The following is a 2,957-nucleotide window of genomic DNA, read 5'->3' as shown; positions in this document are numbered from 1 at the left end:
AAAACAGCCCTTTAATTCACTATGTTTCCCCATGTCATCACACCATAAACTCCCAATTCATTTTACGTTATCACACCATCCATTGCATAAAGGCATATAATTTGCATTAAGGAAACTTTCGTGTTCAAATAAAATTATCACATAACATATTTAAATGTATTGAAATAATGAGTAAGAATAAATACAATAATTTCATCAAGTTAACATTTTAAAGGGGAAAACTACTATGAATAAAGATATAACAAAAGATGAACATCTCCCTTCTGAAAGTACAACTGTACAATCAGCTCACTTAGCTTTAAGTGGAGAAACAAAAGGCTGGAAAAGACTGTTACCATTTTTAGGACCCGCTTTTATCGCGTCCGTTGCTTATATTGATCCTGGCAACTTTGCTACAAATATCGCAGCTGGTTCACAATATGGATATTTACTATTATGGGTTATACTCGCTTCTAACTTAATGGCTGTATTAATCCAAACTTTATCAGCTAAATTAGGAATTGCTACAGGAAACAATTTACCCGAAATAGCTCGTGAAAACTTTCCAAAGCCTGTGTCTATCGGCTTATGGATACAAGGTGAACTAGTTATTATGGCTACAGATTTAGCGGAATTTATTGGAGCTGCTTTGGGGCTTTACTTACTATTTGGAATCCCGATGCTACCTGCCGCTTTAATTACTGCAGCCGGATCATTTATTATTCTTGAGTTTCAACGTAGAGGATTTCGTCCACTAGAAGCTATTATTACAGGAATGATTTTCATTGTAGTAATTGCTTTTGGGATTCAAGTTTTTTATGCAAAACCAGAATTAAGTCCCCTTCTTTCAGGACTATTTATTCCAAAATTCCAAGGTGTAGACAGTATATTACTTGCAGCAGGGATTTTAGGTGCAACAGTTATGCCACATGCAATATACTTGCATTCTGCATTAACACAACGCCGCGTGGTCGGAACAACTGACGAACAAAAGAAAAAGATTTTTCGTTTCGAATTTATCGATATTATTATTGCAATGGTTATTGCTGGAGCAATTAATGCAAGTATGTTAATTGTTGCTGCTGCACTATTCTTTAAAAACGGCTTGCACGTTGAAGATTTAGATGTTGCTTACACTCAATTTACCAATTTAGTAGGTCCTGTATCGGCTGCATTATTTGGGATTGGACTTTTATCAGCAGGACTATCTAGCTCTTCTGTCGGTACAATGTCGGGTGATATTATTATGCAAGGTTTCATTCGCATGCATATTCCGTTATACTTACGCCGATTTATTACAATGATTCCACCATTAGTTATTATCGCTTTAGGTGTAAATCCAACTTACGCTCTAGTCATGAGCCAAGTCGTCTTATCATTCGGTATTGCATTTGCGCTAGTACCACTTATTATGTTTACAAGTAACAAAAAGATTATGGGTGCACTCGTTAACCACCGTATAACAACATTTATCGCTTGGATAATTGCAGCACTCGTTATCATTTTAAATATCTTCTTACTGTATCAAACATTTGTAGGATAATGAAAAAGGGTATTCCAATTTTAATTTGGAATACCCTTTTTGGATGAAATGATTTTCTTCTAGTTACCACTTATGTATGTCCCTCTTTCCGGCATCATGACACCATTTTCAGTTCGAAAGTAAAGTGGCAATCCTTCCGCAAAAAACATACTTACCTTAGACGGATTTTGCCTTTGATGATGGATATGTAAATGTGGCTCACTTGAACTTCCTGAGTTACCGACTTGAGCAAGAAATTCTCCTTCATTTACACGTTGTCCTTCTCTAACTTTAATGGACCCTTTCTTTAAGTGGGCAAGAATCAAAAATGTCTCTGTTTCATCTATCCGTAAATATATGTAATTCCCTGCCATTGACTGAAAATCATCCAATCCGGGAATTAAATCTTTTTCATCATTATTGATTGATACAACCGTCCCAGAAGCTGGTGCCATTACTTTCGCTCCATATATTCCGTAATCCTCTAACTTACTACTTTTCACTTCAGCAGGTGGAATGAGGATATCATATGCCCACCTTTCATTTGGCTTTATAACATGATAGTTCGTTTCTAACTGATCACCGCCCCAGCCTATTAATGCTCGTTCATTCAAAGGAACACGAACTACTGCTTTAGGACTCATAGATTGTATATCTGCTGGGTAAGCAATTCTACCTATATTAGCAAACCAACCGACAGGCCAAGCTCCAATGATAGAAAACAGAATGATTAAAAATAGCGTTCTATCTATCCGCTTTCTAAAAATGCCTTTCCAAAAAAATATTATTACTGATCCTATCAAGAGGAAAACTGAAATAAAACTAAAAGCCTGAATACTCCACCAAACAAAAACTGATGTAACACCATTAGCTACATAAACTAAGATCCAACTTATAATTAAAAAAGAAACTATAATCACTAATAAAAATTTCTTCCACATGTCGCATCCCTACTCTCATATCCTTTTTCTCAATGATACAAAGTAAAAATTACGACATATAAAAGAAATACTTACGACTTTCTTACTTTTTTATACTGCGGTAATTTCACAGTGAAAACTGTTTCTTTATCGTTACTACGTACAGTTAGATCCCCTTGATGGAGCTCGGCTATACTTTTTGAAATTGCAAGCCCCATTCCTTTCCCACCAGTATAAGAACTACGTGATTTTTCACTACGATAAAATTTCTCAAAAACGTAAGGAAGGTCCTCTTCCGGAATACATTGTCCAAAATTTTTAATTTCTACTTCAACATTCATTGTTTTATTAGAAATTCCAATTACAATTTCCTTTCCATCTTTTCCATACATAATACTATTACCTATTATATTTTCAAATAGTCTCACTATAAGTGCCACATCAACTTCTACATACAGCACTTCATCACTTTTAATATAAAAGCTCATATTAGCATCATCTAATTGTGGTACAAAACCAATCATGATTTGTTCAAT

At 35.0% G+C, this 2,957-nt stretch carries 3 protein-coding genes; 1 reads left to right on the top strand and 2 read right to left on the bottom strand.

Annotation, left to right across the window (positions count from 1 at the left end; all coding sequences use genetic code 11):
* The first annotated feature begins 226 nt into the window (after positions 1–226).
* A complete protein-coding gene (locus ACQGS6_RS25660; RefSeq protein ID WP_001030677.1) occupies positions 227–1,522 on the top strand; it encodes an Nramp family divalent metal transporter in 1,296 nt (431 codons plus the stop codon).
* Between the two features lie 59 nt (positions 1,523–1,581).
* Here ACQGS6_RS25660 and ACQGS6_RS25655 read toward each other — a convergent pair whose 3' ends face one another.
* Both ACQGS6_RS25655 and ACQGS6_RS25650 read right to left on the bottom strand, forming a co-directional pair.
* On the bottom strand, positions 1,582–2,442 hold the full coding sequence (locus ACQGS6_RS25655) for a M23 family metallopeptidase (RefSeq protein WP_000265532.1): 861 nt from the start codon (positions 2,440–2,442) through the stop codon (positions 1,582–1,584).
* A gap of 71 nt (positions 2,443–2,513) precedes the next feature.
* Positions 2,514–2,957, bottom strand: a 444-nt coding sequence (locus ACQGS6_RS25650; RefSeq protein ID WP_426965819.1) for a sensor histidine kinase, incomplete at its 5' end; no start/stop codon positions are given.

This window comes from Bacillus sp. GMs2/2, from assembly GCF_050172095.1.
GTDB classification, from domain to species: Bacteria; Bacillota; Bacilli; order Bacillales; family Bacillaceae_G; genus Bacillus_A; species Bacillus_A cereus.
Note: the sequence above shows the minus strand (reverse complement) of the source record. Positions and strands in the feature narration are given on the sequence as shown.

Excerpts from the sequence above, each read along its gene's own strand:
- ACQGS6_RS25660 (WP_001030677.1), top strand. The coding sequence starts at position 227 with ATGAATAAAGATATAACAAAAGATGAACATCTCCCTTCTGAAAGTACA.
- ACQGS6_RS25655 (WP_000265532.1), bottom strand. The coding sequence starts at position 2,442 with ATGTGGAAGAAATTTTTATTAGTGATTATAGTTTCTTTTTTAATTATA.